Genomic DNA, 18852 nt, shown 5'->3' with positions numbered 1-18852 from the left:
TCGAGAACTTCCCACTGTCCAGTCACAAAAGAGAGGAAAATTAACACCATTTTTCACAAGAAAAACGACTCTACAACTTTTTACTTTTTGTTTTCTGAAGTAGAGTAGAAAGATTCATTACCAAAAAGTTCATCGCAATTACCGTTTCCGAGGTCTCAAGTAGTTTGGCCATCACTCGACCAAGACTAAATTTCCTCTTTCCCTGTCCGAATTTACCCTCAATGGCATTACGCACTCTTTCATCTGAGCGTGCCTCTTTCTTTTTTTCTTTGCTCACCTCTTTCGGCGGTCTTCCCAATCGGGGACCACTCATTCTTATATCCCTTTCTTTACAATAAGCTCGATTCGCTTTTGTTCGATAGATTTTATCCACATGAACCGATTCCGGATAACATCCTGTTTCCTTTTTATATTCTTCTATTCGCGCTTGTAAATCCCGATTCGTTGTAATTATCCCAACTTAATTTGTCTAAGAAGACAAAGCCATTCACATTACTTGCCGATATTTTAGCTCCAAACTCTACTGCTTTTCCCGCTTTTCCACGCACTATTGGACGCACGTGAGGTTGGCTTACACTCACGATTCTGTTTTCTACTTTATTTGTCTTTTTTTCATACATTTCTAACTGTTGCTCATACACTTTTCCTATCGTTACAAGCTCTTCTTGCTCTTTTTTCGTTAGTTTTTCTAACTTTGCTCCCTCTTCTATCATTTTTTCTATATCAGACAAGTTTCTTTTTATATATCCTAGTTGTTTTTTTGTTCCTTTTCTTCTTTCTTTTTTTGACACACGACGTTTTTTTGCTATGGCTAAGTACTCTTTTCTTGCCACTTCCCTATAAGTCCTCGGCTTTTCTTTCCTTTTCTCTTTTATTTCTTCATATCGCTTATCTATTATTTTTTCTGTTTTTTCTCTTGCATCATTCAATATTCCTATATCCGTTGGATATTTTATATCTGCTGGTGTACAAGTCGCCTAAGTACAGGACAAAAGGCTTGAAAAGTATACGAGAAAGGGGTTTCATGGAAGATGAACGTAATGTAAGAAAACCCATGAACCAATATAACGCATTGAAACAAGCCCTAAAACCCCATTTGGGATGGCATGGTGCCAGACTCTCCTTCCTAGCCTTGTTCTTACTCGCCCTCCTCAAAGTGAAAACGGTTAACCTTAAAGAATTGGCCCTGGGTTTTGAAGGTCGGGCATTGGTGGATTCTCATTACAAACGCTTACAACGCTTTTTCTCAGGATTTGAGCTGGATTACCATCACATTGCCCGTATTGTAGTCAGTTGGCTGGATATCCCTCAACCTTGGGTATTAAGTATTGACCGCACAACCTGGGAGTTTGGCAGTCATGATTATAATATCCTCACTGTCGGCATTGTCCATGAAGGAGTAGCCATTCCCATCTTGTGGTGGATGCTTAGCAAGAAAAAGGGCAATTCTAACAGGGCGAACGCATCTAAAAATGATACAGATACAAGAACATTATAGAGGGATGGATAAGGGAAAATAAGGGAAAGTGCATAGAAAACAAAAGCGATGAAACTCCGACCCAAATATAGACTGGTAGAACACTTTGCCGAAATAGATGACCCTCGCATCGAACGAACAAAACGGCATAAACTCATTGATATTCTAACGATTGCCATCTTAGCCGTCATTTGTGGAGCAGAAGGTTGGGTAGCCATGGAAAGTTTCGGCAAGGCTAAACATCAATGGCTAAAAAAAATTTTGGAATTGCCGAATGGCATCCCCTCCGACGATACGTTTGCGCGTGTATTTGCTAGTCTGAATCCAGAGCAATTTCAAGACTGTTTTCTGCATTGGGTCAAAAGTATAGCGGAGGTAAGTGAAGGAGAAGTGATAGCGATTGACGGCAAAACCCTTCGCCACTCCTATGACAATGCCAACGGAAAGGGCGCAATTCAGATGGTAAGTGCATGGGCAACAGCAAATCGTCTAGTACTAGGACAGTGCAAGGTGGAAAGCAAATCGAATGAAATCACGGCGATTCCTAAACTCCTGAAAATGCTAGAGGTCAAAGGTTGTATCGTAACGATTGATGCCATGGGAACTCAGACAAAGATTGCCCAACAGATAGTAGGGCGAGGGGGAGATTATGTTTTGGCATTGAAAGGCAATCAAGGTAATTTATGTGAGGATGTTGAACAATTATTTGCTCATGCTCAATCGGTTAATTTTGTGGGAATTAAGCATGATTTTCATCAAACAATAGACAAGGGACATGGACGGATTGAAATTCGCCGTTGCTGGACGATGGAACAAACAGAATTTTTGCTGGGTGGGGAGAAATGGGCAAAGTTGACGAGCATCTGTATGATTAAAGCGGAGAGACGATTGAAAGACAAAACAGAGTATGAGACTCGCTACTATATCAGTAGCCTGCCGAGTAATGCTCAAAAATTATCCCAATCTGTTCGTAGTCATTGGTTGATAGAAAACTCTTTACATTGGGTTCTAGACTTGGCCTTCAACGAGGATGCTTGTCGCATTCGTAAGGATTTTGCTCCTGAGAATTTAGCCGTCTTACGCCATATCGCTCTTAACTTGCTCACAAAGGAAAATACTCTGAAACTTGGTATCAAGAATAAACGGCTACGCGCTGGTTGGGACGAGGACTATCTCCTTAAGGTTTTACTCGGATAAGATGCGTTTGCCCTGGCAATTCTAACAGTGATGAACGAATGCGTTTTATCGAGGAGATGCTCAAGATTTTTCCCACCGCCCTGATTCGTTGTTTATGAGGCGACCGTGAGTTTATTCAGCAATTCTAAATTTGAAAAATCAGGAGGAATTAGTGGCGGGCAGAGAGTCAAATGGCTGGACAGTGGGAAGTTCTCGAGCAGGGTAAGTGAGAAAAGAAAATCGGACATGCGATACCCAAGAGTGCCGTTATGTCCGAAACTGGCTGATATAGAAAATCGATAGCCAGTGCTATCTATCAATTATGCAACTATGTCAGCGACTAGAGCAAATCCTAGAGAATCTCCGTCCCGCCTTTAGCCGAGAAGCAACGTACCAATGGTTTATCCTATTAGCCTGGGGAGTAGTGCTCAACAGCCAACCGAGCGCAATAACAAGCTATGTCAATGCCTTAGGGTTAACAGAGAGCTACTACCATCAGGCACTACATTGGTTTGAATCCAAGGCATTTAACGTCAAAGGACTGACCTTGGGATGGTCGAAGTGGGTAAGTCAGCATGAAAATCTATATCGAATCAAGGAAAAACGAGTGTATGTGGGGGATGGAATCAAAGTGGGGAAAGAAGGGCGCAAGATGCCAGGGGTAAAACGACTACACCAAGAATCCGGAAATGTGGCGAAGCCAGAATGGATAAGGGGGCATTACTTCAATGCCTTGAGTGTTTTGGTGGAAGCAGGAAAAGCCTGCTTTGCCTTGCCCTTAGTGTTGCGGCTAGACGATGGCATCAAGTCCAAAGTAACGGCAAAGGAAGGGAAAAAAGGCAGCAAAAAAGAGAAGACTACTCTAGTCACGAAAATGGGGGAGCTTTGCACTACCTACGCAGAGGCGGGAAGCTATGTGATTTTGGATGCTTACTTCGCTTGTGGAGCAGTGCTCAAAAGTTTTCGCCAAAATGCCTTGCATCTCATCACCCGAGTGCGTTGCTCTACAGTGGCATATGCTCCCTTTTCTTCCGTTCCGACCTTGAGGGGGAAAGGACGACCACGGCTTTGGGGGAGTTCAATAAAACTAGAAAGCCTGTTTGCTCTTGTGGAGGATTTTCCCACCGCTAAAGTCTGGCTCTATGGTCAACAAGTCTCCGTTTCTTATCAGTGCTTTGAGTTCCACTGGGATAGTCCCCATCAGCTCGTTAAGTTTGTCCTCACCCAATTGCCCAACGGACAAAGACTGATTCTGCTTTCTACTGACCTCTGTTTGACTGGACCTGAGATTATTGCCGCTTACGGTCTCCGATTTAAGATTGAAGTCACTTTTCGTCAATTAATCCATCTTTTGGGCGGCTTTGCCTATCGTTTTTGGCTTAAGGCTCTTCCTACTTTACCGACCTGGCCTAGCAATCTTATCCTCCCTGACTATCCCCAAACTGTTCAGACTCAGATTTTAAACAAAGTAGAAGCCTTTGAGCGTTTTGTTAATCTTCATGTCATTGTTCTCGGCTTACTTCAAATTCTTTCCTTAGAGTTACCCCAGGGGATTTGGGCTAATTTCCCTCGCTGGTTTCGGACTCTACCCTCCCATGGCTATCCTAGTGAACGCATTGCTCAACTAGCCATCCAACATCAAGCCCCAATGATTTTTCCTCAAAGTCCACCTAGTCTGCTTTTGCCTAAATTCCTTGCCGCTAAACTTGACCCTTTTCCAAGTCCTGATAGACTTATCTTTGGCCGCATAGTCATTACCTTCTCTGCCATCCATAAACTTCCCACTGTCCAGTCAAATGGCTCAAGCATAAAATCAAGAAGGTGTTGCCAGCTATCAAAGACAAAATAGGTAGGGCTTGCTGAAAAAGTCAAAAAACGAAAGAAATGTGGGTTAGGGAAGTATGGACTGAAAAAGCATAGATAACTTATCCTTATGGAAACAAATCAAAATACAGATTTTGTTTAATCTATTGTTCCTTTCTGTCTAAAAAGGTCAACACAAATCACTCCTCACAAAAGAGAGGAAAATTAACACCATTTTTCACAAGAAAAACGACTCTACAACTTTTTACTTTTTGTCTTCTGAAGTAGAGTAGAAAGATTCATTACCAAAAAGTTCATCGCAATTACCGTTTCCGAGGTCTCAGGTAGTTTGGCCATCACTCGACCAAGACTAAATTTCCTCTTTCCCTGTCCGAATTTACCCTCAATGGCATTACGCACTCTTTCATCTGAGCGTGCCTCTTTCTTTTTTTCTTTGCTCACCTCTTTCGGCGGTCTTCCCAATCGGGGACCACTCATTCTTATATCCCTTTCTTTACAATAAGCTCGATTCGCTTTTGTTCGATAGATTTTATCCACATGAACCGATTCCGGATAACATCCTGTTTCCCTTTTATATTCTTCTATTCGCGCTTGTAAATCTCCCGATTCGTTGTAATTATCCCAACTTAATTTGTCTAAGAAGACAAAGCCATTCACATTACTTGCCGATATTTTAGCTCCAAACTCTACTGCTTTTCCCGCTTTTCCACGCACTATTGGACGCACGTGAGGTTGGCTTACACTCACAATTCTGTTTTCTACTTTATTTGTCTTTTTTTCATACATTTCTAACTGTTGCTCATACACTTTTCCTATCGTTACAAGCTCTTCTTGCTCTTTTTTCGTTAGTTTTTCTAACTTTGCTCCCTCTTCTATCATTTTTTCTATATCAGACAAGTTTCTTTTTATATATCCTAGTTGTTTTTTTGTTCCTTTTCTTCTTTCTTTTTTTGACACACGACGTTTTTTTGCTATGGCTAAGTACTCTTTTCTTGCCACTTCCCTATAAGTCCTCGGCTTTTCTTTCCTTTTCTCTTTTATTTCTTCATACAGCTTATCTATTATTTTTTCTGTTTTTTCTCTGGCATCATTCAATATTCCTATATCCGTTGGATATTTTATATCTGCTGGTGTACAAGTCGCATCTAACAATAACTTTCCTTCATTTTCTTTTTTTTCTGACGCTACACCCGTCGCTTTTTTTCTATTTCTTTATTAATTTTATTTATTAATTCCATTCCTATTTTTTTACGAAAATGAACCATCATTGACGCACTAAATGCTTCTTTGCTACTATAGCTTTCCATTCCTATAAAGTACTGTAAATAAGGGTTCTCTTTTATTTGTTCTACTGTTTCTCTGTCACTTTTTCCTGAAATTTCTTTGATAATTAATGCTCCTAATGCCATTCTAAATGATTTGGCTGGGGCTCCTTTTTTTTCTGTGAAGTTTTTTGCATATTCTTCCTCATATTCTTCCCAGGGAATCATTTTTGACATTTCTATCCAACGATTTTCTTCGTCTAACTGCCCGCCGAACAGATTTTTCAAGTTTTCTGGTGTTTCAATTGAGTACTGTTGCTTTCGGTACATCTGCTTTCTCTCTTCTTAATGCAATGGTTTTGAGGCATTCTACCCTATTTTCGTGCATTCTAGCGGTTCTTAATTCGCCTACTATTTTTCTCCGTAAAGGTTTCAGCTTTTTTCAGCAAGCCCTAGGTAGTAAGAGTGCGTAAATGGGAAAAAAAGCATCTTCGAGTCCCTAAAAGTAGTCGGATACGTTGGTAGGACTCATCTAAAAGCTGTAAAACGGTGTGAAACAAGAAAGCCAGTAAATTTAAGGTGAGCAAAAAGGTAGCAAGATGGTGGTCACCATGTCCAAAATTGTGTTCTAAGCTGTCATCAGTTTAACTTGCAATAATACTTGAGCCCTTGTTTTTGATTTTACGTCCCCAACATATTGTCAATCCACCTTCATTAAGAAGTTTATGGATGAGAGATTCTAATTCTTCAATTGATTTGAATAATTTATTTGCAATATATTCTTTTGCTGAATGCCATACCAATTCCATTAAATTATAATCGGGACTATAGGGGGGTAAAAACTCCAAAATAATGTTTGGCATTTCTTCCGTGCTCTCGTCTAGAATTTCTTGCTTTTTGTGGAAGCTCGCATTATCTAAAATAATCACAATCTTCGGACCATTCTTTTCAAAGTCTTCTTTTTTATTTCCTTGTTCTATCCATTCTCTTTGTATGTCTTTGTACAATTTTAATAATACACTCTTGAAGTTCTGAGAGTTACCAGTGGGAATCAAATCAACCCACCGTTTTTTGTCAGTATATCTAATACCACCCATTACATTGACTCTTCCTTTTCTTCTATCTCCCCTCACTTTTTTACGCTTTCCTTTTTTTGTCCAATGTTTTCTCCGTATTACTCTTAAGCTGAAGCCACTTTCATCCCAAAACCATATCTGGATTGATTCTGGCTTTTCTTTCAAAAGCTTCTTGTACTCTTCAACTTTCTTTCTAAATTCCTCTCTTTTTTGCTCATCTTTTTTATCTTCTAGACTATATTTTGCCCAGATGTAGACAAATCGCTTTTTTTTAAGCATATTTCTAAGTTGTGTATTTCCTAACAATATACCCGTTTCTTTTTCCATATGAGTTGATAGTCTTGCTACTGTCCAACTTCCAAATTCATATCCAAACTCTTCAGGCTCTTTGATTATTATCTCCGTCAATTTCTCTATGTATTCTTCTGTTACTTTCCTGTGATTTCCTTTTTTTCTTTTGTCTCTTAAGCTTTCTATCTCTTTCGGATTTCCATTATTGCACCAGTACCACACTTGTCGTTTGCAACATCCTAATAATCCTGATATTTCATCATACGTTTTTCCTTCATTTCTCAGTAACATAATCAATATTCTCTCTCTTGTAACTGCGTGCTCTTCCGTTTTAAGGGCTTTTTGTAGCTCTTTCTTGGTCTTTTGGTCTAAGAAGTTTAACGTCAGCATAGTCATACAAAAAAGTAAGTCTATAGGGTGCGACCTTTAGTTGATAAAAGCTGTTGTAATCAGGGTTCTACAGGGAACCCATATTGATCAAGTTTTGCCCAAAATTGACTCCATCGTTCCTTGGTCAATACCAAAGCTCGTAGGCTCAAAATAATTCCTGCTCCTTTTTCCTTCCATCGCATTCCTGAACAACATAATCGTTGTTTGACCAACGTCTTACAAGCTGCTTCCGTAACACCTGAACCAATCGGATACTTTTTCTCTAAGTATTCAGCATAATCCATTTGATGCTGATGATTCTCGTAATAAGTAATCGCCGCTTGTAGTTTCTCGGTAAGATTCTTAGAATGACTTTTTTCTTCTTTGACTTCTTTCATCAGATTTAGCAGTTCTCCTGCTTTTCCTTTTTCATGCTTGAGTTCTCGACAATTTTCAGTCAACCATTCTTTTTGTTTTGACACGGTATTCGGATGCAACGCTTCTGCCAAGGCACCTAAGTAACCAGAGGCATGATAGAAATCTAATATCTGTTCTTCCGTTTGCTTTTCTAAAAACTTCCAATTTGATTCTGCCCCGTCTGCTATCCCGACCAATGTTGCCTCTGGATAACGGTTTTTCGCTCGCTCAATTTCTCTTTCTAATCTTTCTAGAAAACTCTTTTTTCCATACTCTGGTGCCGCACCTAGATAGATTGTAGGTTGACGTTCGCCTTCACTATCGTATAGGGAAACGGTTCCCACCATTGCTTCACGGTAGCCATCCTCACACATCAGCATACAGGTTCCATCTAATCCTATTCCCACTGTTGCAATTTGGCTATCCTCCTTGGGCGGGGCATAACTCCACGCTTCTTCTTTTGCCTGTACCACACTTCCTACTGCTTCACTCAATCTTTGGATATAGGATAGCGCTACTTTTCTACCATGATTTTCTAATAAATCATTTTTCACCTCTTTGCCTGCCATCCCTGACATTTTTGAGGATACCTGTTTTGCCAATAATGGCGTTGATGTTATGATTATCCTTGCTTCTCTTTCTAAGGGGCAATACGTTTTTCCTCAAAGGTGAACGCTGATATACATGACGATTCACTATAACCTCACCATAAGGTGTTTGATATTCTTTCGGTTGCTCTCCCTTACTCTTCCAGATTTCTTCACCGATTTTTAAGGGTGAACCATCTGTATCTAAATATTTCAAGGCTTCTTTGCTGGCGATGCAACCTACTTCGTTTAAGCCTTTTTGAATATTTATTTCTGTATCCAACATTGAACGACTGAGTTCTAATGTTAGTTCTATTTTTATCTTTGAACCCTCTACATTAATTAGTTTTGCTGTCATCATTGTTTCCTCTTTGTCACTTTTCATCCCATGTTAACACTTTTCTTTTCCTTCATCAACTAAAGGTCACACCCGTTTGAGTCATCTAATGATATCGAGGTTTTACCCAGAGGTTTATAGTGCGATCGCCTGTAGATTAGTGCGATTACCGTCATCTTATTGATTAAAATTTAAAACCGCGATCGTTTTGGCTTTTGAAAGTGCGATCGCTGTTTATTTTCTCAAATGGGAAGAGGGCGATCGCTGAATCCATCTCAACTGGAAAATCAATACAAAAGTTATTTACCTCAATCATGACTCAACTGTAGCTCTATCATGGCTGACAGGGGGGTGACTGTTGAGGGTTTTGTGAAGAATTGTATTTTTGTACCTTTATGTCAGATAGTTGGTGCTACAATTTCGAGAAGTTAGGCTGTTCCTCAAAGCGTTCTTACTAAAGGGGCAGGTGCTGTGGCGGATTGAAGAATTTGCAACTCATTCGATTTGGGTTCGTACATATTAATTATTTATTAAATATCGATTTCTTGGATCAGAGGTATTACATGTTAAAGATTGCCACAATTCCAGCTCCAATTGTCACAAAATACAAAAGCTTGTTTGGACAGGTAGAACCAATAGTAAAAAACCCTATTTGGTTAAACTGCTTTGCTCGTGGTGTCGATGGTCGTGTTTATCGAAAGTGGTTCGACAACAACGCGGGTTGGAAACCATCAGACTATGATTGGCAACCGCTTGGAGGGGTAATTACGGATTACCCAGTTGCAGTTGCATGGTCTAGCAATCGATTGGATGTTTTTGCACGCGGTGTCGATGGTGCTTTATATCACAATTATGGAAATAACAACAATGAAACTTTAGCGGGCTGGGAATCACTAGGTGGTCAGATTCTGGGTTCTCCTGCGGTTGTTTCTTGGGGAAAGAATCGAATCGATATTTTTGCTCGTGGACTGGATAATGGCATTTACCACAAGTGGTGGGATGGGATGGGATGGAAACCATCACAATTGGATTGGCAACCATTGGGAGGTGGAACATCCGAATCCCCTACCGCAGTAACGTGGTCTGAAGGTCGTTTAGACGTTTTCGTACTTGGTTTAGACAGGAATTTACACCATATTTATGGAGATGGCAATCCTGACAACTGGAGCAGATGGGAAAAACTAAGTGACTCTGTTTTGCAAGGCTCGCCAACGGTTGTTTCTTGGGGGCCTGACAGGCTTGATATTTTTGTCCGAGATTCGTTTGGTAGCATTCTTCACAAGGCATGGGATGGAGTACTTCCCTGGAAGCCATCACAACTCGATTTCAATAGTACTAATCGTCAATTCGACGGATCTATAATTGAAAGTGTACAGACATCTGACTCTCCTGCTGCGGTTGCATGGTCTAAAGGTCGGTTAGATGTATTTATACGCGGACAAGAAGATGGGGTAGTGTATCATAATTATGGGGATGGAAGTCCTGGCAATTGGAGTGGATGGGAATCATTGGGTGGCGTGATTCAAGGATCTCCGACGGTTGTATCTTGGGGGCCTGACAGACTCGATGTTTTTGCCCGTGGGATGGATGATGGAGTTTGGCACAAGTGGTGGGATGGGGTGTTTCCCTGGAAGGGTTGGGAGTCTTTGGACAAGCCAGTAAGCCCATCAATCGTTGTTTCTACTCAAAAGAATCAAACTGGTGGAGCCATAAGGGTTAGCGGTAAAGGTTTTACCCCTGGTGGAAGAGTCAAGTTCTATGTCGAGAATCTAGTAAATCAAGCGAATCCATTCAGTGTGACTAGTGATATTGCAGATTGCACAGGGACATTTCTCTGAAGAAACTAATTTCTTCCAGGCCGACTGTTGGCCTAATCAAGTTAATCCTGCTGTAATTCGCGTAGTTGATGAAGTGACTGGTGTATCAGCAACAGGGGAATCGAATGCTTATACTTGCTAAGTAGTGCGATCGCCTTTAGATTAGGTTGAGACATAAAATTAAAAAACCTTATTTTGATTCGGCTATAATCCCATTAAAGAGCAAAAAAAAGTTTAAAAAATGGTAACTCGTCAACCCCGCTATAGCAAAGAAGAATTTGCCCAGAGAGGCGATTATCTCTATGAAACCCAGATAAAATTTCAAATTGAGGCTGGGAATAACGGTAAAATTGTGGCAATTGATCTTGAAACCGAAGATTTTGAAGTTGATATAAGTGAAATTGATGCTTGCGATCGACTTGAATCCCGTCACCCAGATGCTCAAATTTGGATTGTTCGAGTTGGTTCTCGCTACGTTCGCCGATTTGGTGGACGTACAAAGAGAGTAGTATGATCGCAGGAATCGTTAATGCAGATTTTGAGGCGATTATCTCGCTTTCGATATGTGACTCTAAAGGAAAAATTTACAGACAAGATGCGATCATTGATACGGGTTTTAACGGTTGGCTTTCATTGCCGCCAGACCTTATTGGACAACTAAATCTAAAATGGAAAAGGCGAGGACGCGCTATTCTTGGTGATGGTAGCGAGTGTGTTTTTAATGTCTATGAAGCCGTTGTAATTTGGGATGGAGATTATTTAACTATCCCAATCGATGAAGCTGATTCGGAACCTCTAGTTGGAATGTCATTGATGGAAAACTATCAACTCATGGTTCAAGTCTTTGAGGGAGGCAGTGTAGAAATCCGCAAAGTAAGTGCCGTCTAACAATGCTTTGAAGCCAATTCCTCAAAAACGATCTACAAGAATTTCGTACATCAAGCCGTTGATCATTTTGGAGTACGGAATATGGGTTAAAACAAAGCTATGATGCAATACCGTGCCAATCAAAATATGGTTAAAAAATCACTGATCTTTAAACCAACTGACCTAGAAGAACTTCCCGCCTTAGTTGAACTCGATCGCCGTTGTCTAGGGGGAATGTGGACGTTAAGCGGCTATCAACAGGAATTTGATCATTCCCATAGTCATTTGTTTACCTTAATGCTGAAAAATAGAGAAAATGATCAGCAAATTATTATTGGTGCAGGTGCTTTTTGGCAGATCTTAGAAGAATCTCATCTTACCTTATTAATGGTGCATCCTGATTATCGAGGTAAAGGTCTAGGCAGTTTTAGTTTACAACAATTATTAGCGCAGGCCATTCAACAAAAATTAGAACGAGCCACCCTAGAAGTTAAAGCCTCCAATCAAGTGGCGATCGCTCTTTATCAAAAATATGGCTTTAAAGTAGCTGGAACTCGTAAAGGCTATTACCAAGAGACCGGCGAAGATGCTCTGATCTTGTGGAAAAATGGTTTAGATTCTGATGCTTTTCAGCAACAATTAGTCACCCATCAACTCTCTATCCAAGCTAAACTAGAGCAACAGGGATTTGAGTCTATAGGCTAAACTACATCTATTTTAAAAACTAAATTTTTTAGAGATATTTTAGAGCAAGTTCCCCTTTTTAAGGGAAATTTAGGGAGATCAATCATCAACCTGATTAAAATTGGTAAACAAAGCATCGGAATAATGAGTAGCAGTAATATCCAATTGATTAACTGTGAGAGCAGCACGGAGCGTCAATACCGTACTATCCACCTGATCCGCAATCAGAGCCGGAATATTACCGTGTAACACTGTTTTGAGTAAACCTTCTCGACTGGCTCCCAACAAAATTACACTGCAACGCCGCATTTCTGCCAGACTAACAATAGCATCGGAGACAGAACGGGAACAGAGAGGCACGGAGGTAATCGGCTGACTGATCCTTTCCTGAAGAGTCTGACTAACCTCATAAAGGGTACTGTAAGCCGGTTGGGAATCAGAGGGCAGAAAAACCTTAGAAAGAATGAGTTCGGGTGAGGTTTTATCAGGATAAAGAGACAGTAATCCAGGCAAATAATCCAAAGCTCGTTGCACATTGGGGCCACCGGCCATGGGAATTAACCAAGTTGCTGCTTGTTGCAAATCGTGGGGATAGACGATCGCCCTTTTGCCTAACTTAACTAACAGTAAATCACAGGGAGCCTTTTCAATTAAAGTGTCAATAGTTTGTCCAAAAATTGATCCTGGAATCCGGTCATGCTCATCCCAACCCATGACTAACAAATTAATTTGGCGATCGCGGATAGTATCAAGAATAGCCTCAGCGATATTATGAGCTAATAAAATTTGGGTATTGACCAGCAGATGATCATGACGACCTAACCTTTCTAGCCGTTGCAGTAACTTACGATTGGCTTGGGTCGGCAGACTAAATTCAGAAGGTTGACGGTATTTAGGAATTTTTAAAACTTGTAAACAATCCATTTCAGCCTGGTTGGTTTGGGCGATCGCCTTCGCAATTTGAAAGAGAGCCAGGGCATTGTTAGAATCCTGTAAAGGAAGAAGAATACGACCTTCTCCCAAGGCCGGGCCACGGGTCTGATAGGTACTATAGGAAGGGACAGATTTATGACTGAGTTCTCCTCCCAATTGGCTTACTTCTTCACGAATAATGTCGGTGCGGGTGATGATGCCCACCAATTTCTGCCCCTGAATGACGGGTAATCGGGACAGTTGATAACGATTTAATAAGTACAAGACATCGCTGAGGGGAGCATCTGGTAAAACTGTAATCGGACGAGGAGTCATTAACTCCCGTAGAGGGGTTTGGGGAGAACGGACTTGGGCATTTGCTAAATCGGTTTGGGTAAAAACGCCCACCAAACGACCCTCTTCCACCACCGGAAAACCGCGATGATGGGAACGGGACATCAGTGGTAATACCTTTTCTAGGGTTAAATGGGCATCTATACTCTCGACATTACTTTGCATCACCTGTCTGGCCGTCATCTGGGCCATAAAATCTCGGCTGGGTTTGTCTTCCGTTAAAAAAATGCCCTTCGCTTCTAATAAATGTTCATACAGCGATCGCGGAAAAATACTTTCTGCCACCATATAGGACACAGCACAGGCCACCATCAAGGGCAGCACAATATTAAAATTCCCCGTTAATTCAAAGACAATAACAATGGCAGTGACCGGAACCCGAACCACACTGGTAAAAAAAGCCCCCATTCCCGCCAAAGCATAGGTAGCCTCTGTCCCGGTTTTGATCCACAAATCCCCCACATCTCCCACTAAATAGCCCAGGGCGGCTCCCATCACAAGGGCTGGTGCAAATAAACCGCCAGGCGCGTCCGCACTATAGGCAATCATAGTCAGGAAAAAGTGGGCCACTAAGGCCATGACAATACTTTCCCAACTCAATTCCCCAGTAATCACAAATTCCCTTAAACCTGCATTGTCTCGAAAAAAAGGCGGCATCAGGGCAATGATTGAGCCAGAAAGTAGGCCCACTAGACCCAATCGCCAGGCTAAAGGTAGATTCATGCGGCGATGCAGTTGCTGACTGATTAAAATTCCTCGGTTGAAGAAGGCTCCTAAGGTGCCAGCGATCACTCCCAACAAGATGTAAAAGGGAATTTCTGGGGCAGAAAATTGAATCAGGACAGATTCCGTTAATTTATGGGGAAAATTCAGATCAGCTGATTGCAACAAGAGGGATGTTACCGCCCCAACAAAGGAAGCAACGATCGCCGTTTCCAGAGTCAAACTAGAGACATCTCGCATTAACTCTTCCACCACGAATAAAACCCCAGCGATCGGTGTGGTAAATCCGGCAGCTAATCCGGCAGCGGCTCCAGCCGCAATCATTTGGCGACGATGTTCAGGGGAAGTGGGCAACCAACGACTCAACTGGCCAGCCAGGGAAGCTCCAATATGAACCGTCGGCGCACGACGACCTAGGGTTATCCCCCCTCCCAAAATCAAAACCGTTCCGAGCAATTTAATAATCGCCACTCGCCAGGACAATTCAATCGGATAACGGGCTAAAGCCGCCTTGACCTGGGGAATCCCTCCCCCTGCCGCCGAAGGAGAAAATTGTTCTAGGAGCCAACCGGCCAACCAACAAAAACTAAAACCAGCCAGGGGTAAAACCCACATAGCCCCGTAAAGTTGGGCCGACTGCAATCGCCAAGTTCCCAGCCAATTAACACCTTCTTTAATCACTAAGGCTGCCAGGGCTGCGAAAAACCCGATAATACAGGCTTCCATCAGAGCGTAACGACTGTCAATGGAATTGCGCCCAAAATGCCGAGATCTAAACCATTGCCAAAGCTCAGAGGGAGATAACCAAAAACGCATGGACGGCAAAATGATGAAGAAACTTAGGGGATAGTATCGCTGAATCCGGCTCAGTTTGCTACAATAGCAAGCGGTCATTCAGCCGGTCGAGAAGTCTTTGACTCAAGTCATTAATATTCCTACCCTTGATACCTTAGCGCAAGAACTCGCTGCGATTCAGCAAACTGGTTCTAAGCGTATTGCTTTATTAGGTTCGCGTCATGTCCCGATCACGCATCAACAAATCATTGAAATGATGAGTTATGCCCTCGTTTTAGCTGGAAATCGTTTGGTTACGTCTGGAGCATCAGGAACCAATGCCGCCGCCATTAAAGGGGCCATGCGGGCCGATCCGAATTTGCTCACGGTCATTTTACCCCAGAGTTTAGACCGTCAACCCAGGGAATCCCAAGAGCAGTTAAGCCAAGTCGTGCATCTGGTCGAAAGTCCCGAAAACGATCATCTTTCCCTAGGGGAAGCCAGTGCTATTTGTAATCGAGAAATTATCAATCGTTGTCAACAGTTGATTTGTTTTGCTTTTCATGAAAGTCATACCCTGATGCAAACCTGCGAGGAAGCGGAAGAACAACGTAAACTCGTGACACTGTTTTATTTTGACTGATTTGGCTGATTTCCTAATTTTAAGGAAAATGGACGAACCACATGAAGTCGCGGTTTTCTTTGATGGATTGGCTAGAAAGCCGTTGGGCTACTCCTTCCTATAGCGGGTGGTTACTGTTCGCGCTCTCCTGTTGTTTTTTTGGAGCCGCAACCAATACGATGGCCGGTTGGCTCTATGTGCTCAGTGGCATGATTTTTTCCCTATTAGCTATAGGGGCTATTATGCCGGTGCGATCGCTGCGCCAGTTAAAATTAGAACGTTTTCCCCTTCATCCGGTGAGTGCGGGGGAAGATTTGACCATTGAAATTAGCATTAAAAACCCGACCAAGATTCCTAAAACCCTACTGCAAGTTTGGGATGTTTTACCGGAGAATTTGGGTCGTCCCCAGGGAACGGCGATCGAATTAATTCCGCCCCAGGGATCTCACGATTGGCATTATTATTTACAGGCCCAACAACGCGGGGTTTACCATTGGCAGGCTCTACAGTTGCGCACGGGAACACCCCTGGGTTTATTTTGGTGTCGTCGTACCAAGTCCTTACCGGCTAAGGCCATTGTCTATCCCCAGGTTTTACCCCTGATGCAATGCCCAATTGTGGATGCGATCGGCTCGGAAGATAGTCCTAAACTGCAAAGCGATCGCCGTTACCAAGCAGCAACGGAAGGGATCACCAAAACCTTAAGACCCTACCGCTATGGTGACTCAACTCGTTTAATTCATTGGCGAACCAGTGCCCGTTTTGATGATTTTAAAGTCAGAGAATTAGAAATTATTACTGGCGGCCAGGATATTGTGATTGCGGTGGATAGTGCCATCACTTGGCAAACCGAAAGTTTTGAACAGGCCGTGATTGCCGCAGCATCTCTCTATTTTTACGCAACGCGTTGTCAACTCAATGTCAAATTGTGGACGGCGGGATCGGGTTTACAACATGGAACTCGCACTGTGCTAGAAACCTTGGCCGCTATCCAATTAGGAGAAGCACAATGTCACGAAATCCCCGCTAAAATCCCGCTACTCTGGTTAACAAATTCTGTTAATAATCTAGACTTTTTAGCGACCTACAGCAGTTGGCTCTATTTTTCTCAAAATGATATGACTTATCCTCGTGCTTCAACCTTGGCATCGGGACTAGTGATTGATCTCACTCAGCCATTAGCTCAACAATTACAAAAACCGCTTCGTTAAATGGTGAGTCTTGTACTGGCTGACATTAAGAGCATCCTTAGACCTGTTTTACCTGACATGAAACAGCGATCGCCCTACAATCCTAATTCTAAAATGTGATCGCCTTTCATTCCCACATTTTCAACCGCGATCGCCCTCTCATTACCACATTTAAAACAGCGATCGCCCCTTGTCTCCCATTCAAAACAGTGATCGCCTTTCCAATCCCCACATTAAAAACAGCGATCGCCCTTCTCTAAAGCAGTTTAAAACAGCGATCGCCTTTCTTTATCCCAATTACAAACAGCGATCGCCCTTCTCAATCCCAATTTAAACAGCGATCGCCCCTTCATCCTAATTTTAAATAGCGATCGCACCTCATCCTCATATTAAAAACAGCGATCGCCCTTCTCTAACGCAGTTTAAAACAGCGATCGCCTTTCCATATCCCAGTTTAAAACCGAGATCGCCTTTAACTATATTTTACGATAGGGATTCAGGAGGAAGATAACGGTTCAAAATCTCAGTCATTTTGGCTTGACGTTCATCAATTTGGTCAAAGCGATGATAAAAGTCGGACTGGGTTGCATAAAAATCTGATTGGCCACGAGCTACTCGTCCCAGTAATTCATATACACCTTTTCTATCTTTTTCCCAGGCAAGTTCCTTTTTCTGGCGTTCTTCTCGCTCTTGAGTTAAAGCATTAGTTAGGGCCTCGATCGCCTTGGCGTTGGAAGCAATGAGTTGTTTTAATTCGTCGTCAGTCATGGTTTGTTTGACAAAAAGAAATTAATAAGTCGTCACTCCTATTATAATATTTGCTTTGACGCGATCGCCCCTTTAATCCTAATTCCAAACAGCGATCGCCTTTCATCCTCACGTTTAAAACTGCGATCGCCTTTCCAATCCCCACATTCAAAACAGCGATCGCCTCTCATGCTCACATCTAAAACAGCGATCGCCCTTCTCAAATCCAAGTTAAACAGCGATCGCCTCTCATTCTCACGTTTAAAATCGCGATCGCCCCTTATCATCATCTTCAAAACAGTGATCGCCCTTTCCATGCTAAATTTAAAACGGCGATCACCACTTGTCCCGTAACAGTTATTTAAAACTCTAAAATGTCTGACCCTAATCCTAAACTTGAAAGATTTAATGAGTGCCGAAACACTTTCCTGACATCCTTAAATAGCATTTCTATATTGTCATCTCTGGTTTTCTTGACTATTTTTGTGCCTTACACCACTTATGTAGGAAATTTATTGGCGAAGAGAGTCGAAATTAAAAAAGAAACTAAGATAATCAGTGGACACAAAGAAATTAAGATAGTCAATGGGCAAAAAGAAAAAATTCCTATCGAGCATCTATTGCCTAATTTTCAAGAAAAAGAAGAAGACTTTGAGCTTATACCATTACCACTTTTTCAAACCCCTGTCATAGATAAGCAGAGTAAAAGCCTTACGGTGAGCAGTTCGGATCTGTCCTCTATTTGGAAAGATGGTGGTATTAAACCATTATTAAAATTTGAGACTAAACCATTAAAATTTGAAATTCAAAAAGACACGAAGATAGTCAATGGGCAGAAAATAGAAATTCGTATTTATCCTCAAGAACTTGATTATCAAGAACTAAACGGAAACTTTGATCTTAAGCGATTGGAAGCAGAATGGCTCAAAGCTCATGGTTCAAGTGTTGGTGAAACGAAAATGCTTTCCGGTTCAACGGAGTTTAATAACCCTGTTGGAAAATTCAATTTTTCAAAACCAGAGATAGTTTTAATCTATCCTGCAGCCGTTTCAATTTTATTGGTTTATTTGTCTTTACATTTTTATGATTTGTTGAGCCTAAAGCAAAAATTATAAAGATGAAGATGAAGATGAAGAATTAATCAAAATTCCAGGCTGGCGTATTTCAATAGCAAGTATTTCTCTTTTATTATGTTTGGGTTGTAGTTGGTTTATCATTGGGCTTCGTCCAAAAATACCTACGAATACTTCTTCACAATTGGTAAAAATTGAATCTCGATTGGGAAAAATAATTGCCAAGGAAAGTTCTTATCAACTAACAGCAAATATTGATTTTTGGATATTTTG

Annotated in this window: 14 protein-coding genes and 4 pseudogenes; 11 read left to right on the top strand and 7 right to left on the bottom strand. The window is 41.6% G+C overall.

Going from position 1 to position 18852, the window contains the following annotated elements:
• Positions 1-70: 70 nt before the first annotated feature.
• Positions 71-977 (bottom strand): annotated as a pseudogene (locus KA717_39035) (IS5 family transposase).
• A gap of 77 nt (positions 978-1054) precedes the next feature.
• On the opposite strand from KA717_39035, the pseudogene KA717_39030 reads away from it, so the two are divergent.
• From KA717_39030 to KA717_39020, 3 genes and pseudogenes are all read left to right on the top strand, one after another.
• Positions 1055-1453: pseudogene (locus KA717_39030) on the top strand (IS4 family transposase).
• 93 nt (positions 1454-1546) lie between these two features.
• Positions 1547-2674 carry an ISAs1 family transposase gene (locus KA717_39025; protein ID UXE61296.1) on the top strand — a complete coding sequence of 376 codons (1128 nt, stop codon included), beginning with the start codon at positions 1547-1549 and terminating at the stop codon, positions 2672-2674.
• Positions 2675-2975: 301 nt separating this feature from the next.
• Positions 2976-4502, top strand: coding sequence for a transposase (locus KA717_39020; GenBank protein UXE61295.1), 1527 nt, complete (start codon positions 2976-2978; stop codon positions 4500-4502).
• Positions 4503-4732: 230 nt separating this feature from the next.
• On the opposite strand, the pseudogene KA717_39015 reads toward KA717_39020, so the two are convergent.
• The 3 genes and pseudogenes from KA717_39015 to KA717_39005 form a co-directional block, all read right to left on the bottom strand.
• Positions 4733-6069, bottom strand: a pseudogene (locus KA717_39015) (IS5 family transposase).
• Positions 6070-6383: 314 nt separating this feature from the next.
• Entirely contained in the window at positions 6384-7496 is a 1113-nt protein-coding gene (locus KA717_39010) for an IS630 family transposase (protein UXE64921.1), read from the bottom strand.
• Positions 7497-7555: 59 nt separating this feature from the next.
• Positions 7556-8837: pseudogene (locus KA717_39005) on the bottom strand (ISKra4 family transposase).
• A gap of 458 nt (positions 8838-9295) precedes the next feature.
• Here KA717_39005 and KA717_39000 point away from each other — a divergent pair.
• The 4 genes from KA717_39000 (at position 9296) to rimI (ending at position 12205) form a co-directional block, all read left to right on the top strand.
• Positions 9296-10654 (top strand): DUF346 domain-containing protein, encoded by a 1359-nt coding sequence (locus tag KA717_39000; GenBank protein UXE61294.1) that lies wholly within the window; start codon positions 9296-9298, stop codon positions 10652-10654.
• 220 nt (positions 10655-10874) lie between these two features.
• Positions 10875-11147, top strand: a complete 273-nt coding sequence (locus tag KA717_38995; GenBank protein ID UXE61293.1) for a hypothetical protein — start codon at positions 10875-10877, stop codon at positions 11145-11147.
• The gene (locus KA717_38990) at positions 11144-11521 is read left to right on the top strand and encodes a clan AA aspartic protease (protein UXE61292.1); all 378 of its coding nucleotides are present in this window, start codon (positions 11144-11146) and stop codon (positions 11519-11521) included. The genes KA717_38995 and KA717_38990 overlap by 4 nt, the downstream gene beginning before the upstream one ends.
• A gap of 126 nt (positions 11522-11647) precedes the next feature.
• Positions 11648-12205 carry a ribosomal protein S18-alanine N-acetyltransferase gene (rimI, locus tag KA717_38985; protein ID UXE61291.1) on the top strand — a complete coding sequence of 186 codons (558 nt, stop codon included), beginning with the start codon at positions 11648-11650 and terminating at the stop codon, positions 12203-12205.
• 78 nt (positions 12206-12283) lie between these two features.
• On the opposite strand, the gene KA717_38980 is transcribed toward rimI, so the two are convergent.
• The gene (locus KA717_38980) at positions 12284-14989 is read right to left on the bottom strand and encodes a chloride channel protein (protein UXE61290.1); all 2706 of its coding nucleotides are present in this window, start codon (positions 14987-14989) and stop codon (positions 12284-12286) included.
• A 97-nt stretch (positions 14990-15086) separates the two neighbouring features.
• Here KA717_38980 and KA717_38975 point away from each other — a divergent pair, with 97 nt between their 5' ends.
• The 3 genes from KA717_38975 (at position 15087) to KA717_38965 (ending at position 17093) form a co-directional block, all read left to right on the top strand.
• Positions 15087-15590, top strand: coding sequence for a DNA recombination-mediator protein A (locus KA717_38975; protein UXE61289.1), 504 nt, complete (start codon positions 15087-15089; stop codon positions 15588-15590).
• A gap of 41 nt (positions 15591-15631) precedes the next feature.
• Positions 15632-16780, top strand: coding sequence for a DUF58 domain-containing protein (locus KA717_38970; protein ID UXE61288.1), 1149 nt, complete (start codon positions 15632-15634; stop codon positions 16778-16780).
• Positions 16781-16949: 169 nt separating this feature from the next.
• Positions 16950-17093: a hypothetical protein gene (locus tag KA717_38965; GenBank protein ID UXE61287.1), complete on the top strand. Its 144-nt coding sequence runs from the start codon at positions 16950-16952 to the stop codon at positions 17091-17093.
• Between the two features lie 149 nt (positions 17094-17242).
• Here KA717_38965 and KA717_38960 read toward each other — a convergent pair whose 3' ends face one another.
• Together KA717_38960 and KA717_38955 are read right to left on the bottom strand one after the other, a co-directional pair.
• On the bottom strand, positions 17243-17527 hold the full coding sequence (locus tag KA717_38960; protein ID UXE61286.1) for a hypothetical protein: 285 nt from the start codon (positions 17525-17527) through the stop codon (positions 17243-17245).
• A gap of 41 nt (positions 17528-17568) precedes the next feature.
• Positions 17569-17802 carry a hypothetical protein gene (locus tag KA717_38955; protein ID UXE61285.1) on the bottom strand — a complete coding sequence of 78 codons (234 nt, stop codon included), beginning with the start codon at positions 17800-17802 and terminating at the stop codon, positions 17569-17571.
• A 78-nt stretch (positions 17803-17880) separates the two neighbouring features.
• Here KA717_38955 and KA717_38950 point away from each other — a divergent pair, with 78 nt between their 5' ends.
• Entirely contained in the window at positions 17881-18621 is a 741-nt protein-coding gene (locus KA717_38950; protein ID UXE61284.1) for a hypothetical protein, read from the top strand.
• Positions 18622-18852: the final 231 nt, after the last annotated feature.

The organism is Woronichinia naegeliana WA131 (assembly GCA_025370055.1).
Lineage (GTDB): Bacteria > Cyanobacteriota > Cyanobacteriia > Cyanobacteriales > Microcystaceae > Woronichinia > Woronichinia naegeliana.
The sequence above is the reverse complement of the archived record's forward strand: the minus strand, read 5'-3'. Positions and strand labels throughout refer to the sequence as shown.